At 38.0% G+C, this 5,473-nt stretch carries 8 protein-coding genes; all 8 read left to right on the forward strand.

The features are described from left to right. Positions 1-370 (forward strand): peptidylprolyl isomerase (locus tag ACH2DQ_RS17680; RefSeq protein ID WP_395027685.1); only part of this gene is annotated, 370 nt, incomplete at its 5' end. 18 nt (positions 371-388) lie between these two features. Continuing rightward, on the forward strand, positions 389-880 hold the full coding sequence (locus ACH2DQ_RS17685) for a hypothetical protein (protein ID WP_394910678.1): 492 nt from the start codon (positions 389-391) through the stop codon (positions 878-880). Positions 881-917: 37 nt separating this feature from the next. Beyond that, positions 918-1,451 carry a V4R domain-containing protein gene (locus ACH2DQ_RS17690; protein ID WP_394910677.1) on the forward strand — a complete coding sequence of 178 codons (534 nt, stop codon included), beginning with the start codon at positions 918-920 and terminating at the stop codon, positions 1,449-1,451. Positions 1,452-1,474: 23 nt separating this feature from the next. Further along, the gene (locus ACH2DQ_RS17695; protein ID WP_395027687.1) at positions 1,475-2,548 is read left to right on the forward strand and encodes a sensor histidine kinase; all 1,074 of its coding nucleotides are present in this window, start codon (positions 1,475-1,477) and stop codon (positions 2,546-2,548) included. A gap of 28 nt (positions 2,549-2,576) precedes the next feature. Further along, positions 2,577-3,302 carry a LytR/AlgR family response regulator transcription factor gene (locus ACH2DQ_RS17700; RefSeq protein ID WP_394910675.1) on the forward strand — a complete coding sequence of 242 codons (726 nt, stop codon included), beginning with the start codon at positions 2,577-2,579 and terminating at the stop codon, positions 3,300-3,302. Between the two features lie 38 nt (positions 3,303-3,340). Further along, positions 3,341-4,111, forward strand: a complete 771-nt coding sequence (locus tag ACH2DQ_RS17705; protein ID WP_395027690.1) for a LytR/AlgR family response regulator transcription factor — start codon at positions 3,341-3,343, stop codon at positions 4,109-4,111. Between the two features lie 66 nt (positions 4,112-4,177). Then, positions 4,178-4,804 (forward strand): HD-GYP domain-containing protein, encoded by a 627-nt coding sequence (locus ACH2DQ_RS17710; protein WP_394910673.1) that lies wholly within the window; start codon positions 4,178-4,180, stop codon positions 4,802-4,804. A 205-nt stretch (positions 4,805-5,009) separates the two neighbouring features. Continuing rightward, positions 5,010-5,473, forward strand: a 464-nt coding sequence (locus tag ACH2DQ_RS17715) for a hypothetical protein (protein ID WP_395027691.1), incomplete at its 3' end; no start/stop codon positions are given.

Below are 5,473 nucleotides of genomic sequence, written 5' to 3' on the forward strand. Positions count from 1 at the left end.
GCTGGTGTCCGCAAATATGTATATGAATGAACTGATTCAGGATGGCAGCCTGGAATTAAATGAGAGAAATAAAAAGAGTAAAATGAGTGAAGATGAAATTCAGGAATACGAAGACAAGCTGAACCAGAGAATACAATCAATCGGTACCGATGGGGTACCGGAAAAAATACAGCAAAGGTATCAGACTGCAATTGATACTTATATGAAGATTGGCGGAGCCTATTATCTGGATTATAAGAGTACGGTTTTCGGACAGATAGTCAAAGGCCTGAATGTGGCAGAAAATCTTTCCAGAGTTCATGTAGATGCGGTAAAAAAGCCCAAGAAAGAACTGGTAATCAACAGCATTGAGATAAAAGATAAGCTGTAGTAAAGGAGGTGCCGGAACATGCAGAGTGTACAAAAGCGGATGGGAGTTCGCAGGTGGAAAAAGGGGGTGCTTTGGGGCGGATTGTGTATATTATTGTGCGCAGCAGGAGGACTACATATATATGAAGGTTATAAACTGGATCAGAATGCAAAGACAGGAACGCCCATAATGGAGGAACTGCAAGAGAAAGCGGATGCCGAAAATTTCAGGTTTCAGATATTGGCGCATCCACAATTTGAAAGTGCTGATGCTAAAGGTGAAATTATGATTGCGAATCCGGTGGAAAATCCTTATAAGATGACTGTAAAAATAACTCTGGATGAGTCTGATAAAGAGGTATATGCATCCGGAATTTTAAGTCCGGGAGATAGAATCCGCTATGCTGAATTAACAGACCATCTGGAAAAGGGAGATTACCCGGCAACCGCTGTCTTTTCTGTACTGGACCAGGAGACGGAAGAGGTGGTTGGGGCAGTAAAAGCAGGTTTGGTCATTACTGTAAAGAGTTGAGCAGTTAAATAGAAAAAAGAGAAAAGAGATGACAGATATGGAAAAAAATGAAAGCAGGAAACCATTGATATATTCTCTCGATGTTTTGGGAGATGTGCAGACAGGAAGAAGAAACCTTGGGCCTGAGATGCCTGTAATTGTCTATCGCTTATTTATGTATAGTATGAGAGACACGCTGGAACAGCAATATGGATTGGAAAAAACGGTTCAGATACTTAGGGATTGCGGCAAAAAAGCTGGTATGGAATTTGCTGAAAAAGTCCTGGATTTAACATTGGATATGGATGCCTTTTTAATCCATCTTCAAAAAATTCTTTCTGATTTTAAAATCGGAATTTTAAGAATAGAATCCTTTGATGATAAAGAACGCAAAGCGGTATTTACGATCAGTGAAGATGTGGACTGTTCCGGTCTTCCAATACTGGGGATGGCAGTCTGCAACTATGATGAAGGATTCCTGGATGGTATTCTGAAAAAATATACAGGAAATTCTTATAAAGTAACAGAAATTGACTGCTGGGCGAAGGGTGACCGTGTCTGCAGATTTGAAGCTGTGGAAGACGGCAATTAAGATCAGGAAAACAGGTGACGATTATGGATAAAAATATAGAACGGATGCAGAAATATGTAAACCATGTTCTTTATGACCATCCCGCGGCTTATCTGGATCCGCAACAGTTGGATCCACCGTATAGGGAATTTTCGGAATCACTGCTATTTTTAGGGAAATCAATTATGGATATGTACGAATACATATGTGAGATGTCAGTTGGGGTGCTGGACAGGCAGATGGAGAGAAAAAATCCGATTCTTGGCCCACTGAAGGATTTACAATCGAAACTGAGCCATATAACATGGCAGACCAAGCAGGTGGCAAAGGGGAATTTTGATATCCAGATCCAGTACCTGGGAGAGTTTTCAGATGCATTTAAGATGATGGTGGATCAGCTGAGAAAACGTGCTGAGATAGCAAAACGAAATGCAGAGATGGAGAAGCAGATTCTGGAAACAGAAAAACAGCTTCTGGAACATGAGATGGAAAACCAGGTAAGGCACTATAAGTCAATTGTGAACATGAATCAGGAAATACGTGCTTACCAGCACGACATTAAAAATCATCTACTATGCCTGGGAAGTCTGTTGGAGGATGGGAACACGGAAAAGGCCAAAGAATACCTGAAGGGAATTTCTAAACAGGTTTACCACAAAGAAAAGATTGTTCGTACGGATAATTACATTCTGGATGCCCTTATATCTGAAAAAGCCCAGATTGCAAAAGAAAAAAATATCCGGTTAACAATAGATTTAAATCTGAAAAAAGAACTGAATATTCAGCCGGCTGACTGGTGTGCAATCTTTGGAAATGCTCTGGATAATGCCATAGAAGCATGTGAAAAGGTAGAAGAAGGAAAAAGATTTATCCATGTAGTCGCAAGCAGCGCTGGTAGTCTGTTGAAAATAAAAATTGAAAATGCAATGCAGGGAACACTTGATACAAATGGAAAAGTCTTAGAAACTACTAAAAAAAGAAAAGAGTATCATGGATTTGGGCTGAAAAATATAGAGAAGACAGTACAGCGTTATGATGGCATCATGGAACTTACTACAGAAAAAGGAATATTTATTATGCAGATTCTGCTTTGCGATATTATGAGCAGGGCTGTTTAAATATTAAATATGGACAGGGAGTGATATTATGGTAAATATTTGTTTATGCGATGATAATACCGTAATTTTAGAAAAATACGAAGCATGTTTGAAGAAATCTGCTGAAAAATATAATCTTGATATTTATATTAAGATATTTACCAGCGGTGAAGAAGTAATCGATTATTTTGAAATGTTTACAGAAAGCCATATAGATATTATTTTTATGGATATTATAATGGACAGAATGAATGGTGTGGAAACGTCCAGAATGCTGAGGGATAAAGGATATAAAGGGGAAATTATTTACCTCACCTCCAGCAGGGAATTTGCAGTAGATGCATATGATACTTTTCCATTTTATTATCTAATGAAAAGCGAATACCAGAAAAAACTGGAAGAAGTTTTTCTGCAGGCAATGAGCCGTAAAAAGGAAAAGATCAAAGATGGAATATTATGCAAAAAAGGCAGTGTAATGAAGAGAATCCAACTGGATGATATTCAGTTTATGGAGGTCTATGGCAGAAATATTATCATTCATATGCAAAAAGATGTGTTTGAATTTATAGCAAATATGGAAATAATAGAAGACAAGATCAGAAACAAAGGATTTTTGAGAACCAGCAGATCTTATATCGTCAATCTGAAGTATGTGAAAAATATAATGAAGAATAAACTGGAAATGTATTCCGGGGATATGGTCCCGCTAAGTACGAAAAACAGTATGGCAGTAAAGAAGGAAATCTTACAGATGAATCCGGACAGCTGGAATTGAGTACTTCCAAAAAAGAAACAGAAAGCAGGACGGTGACCATGAACAATATGTCAGATTCCGGATCCCTTTTGGATGGTAAGACACTTTATATTTTATTATGCAATGCTTCCTTGTATCTGCTGCAGGTCTATGAAAGCCTGATTCGCTATATAGCACAAAAGTATGGATATCAAACAAGCTTTCTATTGTACGAAAATGGAAAAGAAGCAGTTTTCTGTAAAGATGACTGGACACATGAATTAGATATTATCGTGATTGGCTGGGAACTGGGCAGGATGAAAGGGATTGAAATTGCCAGGGCATTTCGTGAAGATCATACACAGACCCAGATATTATTCCTGGGCAACCAGACAGAAGATATTATAGAATCCTATGAAGTGAATCCATTTTACTATTTTATAGAGAATGAAGTTACCCATAAAAAGTTTGAATTAGTTATGAAAAAATGTTTTCGGGAGATTGTGAGAAATAAGAGGAACTCCCTGCAGTTTATCAGTAATGGAAAAATACAGCGGATACCATTCGAACTAATCGTCTATTTGAAAGTAGACCACCGTATGATCAGCATAACATGCAGGGATAAGAAAGAGATTCTTTTTTATGACAGTTTGAAAAATATAGAAGAGAAAATAACGGATGACACATTTATGAGGACACACAGAGGTTATATTGTGAATCTGAAATATGTGGATTATTTAGATAAAAATGAATTGTTTTTAAACACCGGAGAATCGATTCCTATTGCCCGAAAGTATAAACAGGAACTTGTAGAACGCATGATGGATCAGGAAAAGAATATCCTGATCTGATCGTCACAATAGAAAGCTTTACGGCAGGCTTTCTGTTTTGAAATGAGCGGTAAAGGAGGGAAACGCATGCAAACAATCACAACAAATACGATGCAGAAAATTATATTAAGATTATATCAGAATTTGCCAAGAGAGGTCTATATTCATCAGAGTTTTACGGCAAGAAATGCCTGCAGGCTATTTAAAAAAGCCTGTGAAGAACAGCTTTATCCGGATGAAACAGCCCAGGTTCGTTTAGAGGGGATCAGGCTGGGTGCTCTTTATCATGATGCCGGCAAAATTCTGATACCAAAAGAAGTACTCTGCAAAAAAGATCTGCTTTCGGAAAAAGAACGGTCCATGATTTACTGGCACGCTCTTTATGGAGGAGATATAGCAGTCAGTCTCTTAAAGGAATCACACCTGAAATATCTGCAGACAGTATGGGCAATGGCGGAGTACCATCATGAACGATGGGACGGTATGGGTTATCCCAAGGGCCTGAAAGGAAAGGACATTCCGATTGCAGCGAGAATATGTGCCATAGCGGACAGTTACGATGCCATGGTCAGCTGCCGGCCTTATAACAAAGATATTTCCAAAGAATATGCCTGCAATGAAATAGAGAATAATGCGGGGAGCCAGTTCGATCCTCTTCTGGCGGAGTTATTTTTATCTTACCAGAAAGAAAAGGCTGCTGTTTTATGCATATAAGTAAAAGAAACCCTTTATCTGTTGTTGAATATGACACAGATTGAGGGGTTATTTTATGTCAAAAAGTACTTTTACACAAAAACAGGGGGTTTGAGATTTGCAAATTCATAAATATATGATAATATGGTAACAGTTGACGGGGCCAATTATTAATGATCATACAGCAATATAAAATAACAGTGCAAAGGGCAGGTACCATTTACAAATGAAAGACCATCAAAAAGAAAAAAGTAAAAAAAGACTGGAGTTAAATCTCAAGATGAGGGTGAAAATTTTGATTCTGTGCCTGGGATTGACATTGTTTGCACTTATTTTACAGACGATCCTGTTTGAAAATTCTTCATCCGGTCTGATCTATAACCAGGCGAAAGCGGAAAGTTTTGCTTCTCTTCAAAACATGCAAAATGAAATTTACATATTTGTTAAAAACATGGAAAGCAACATGATCGAGATTTACAGTGAAAAGGATCTGATCCAGGGGCTGAAAAATAAAGAAAAAATCGAGAAACTGAGAACCGATTATTATCGATTGGCTTACAATTTTGGTACCAGCCATTTTGCCACTACAGACGGTGTGGTGGCGATGTATCTATATAATCCCCGGCATGAAATTATCAGCACATATCGGAGGGCGGTTACACCAAAGCATAACTACCAGACAGATATTTA

The sequence above is a fragment of the Robinsoniella sp. genome, from assembly GCF_034124845.1.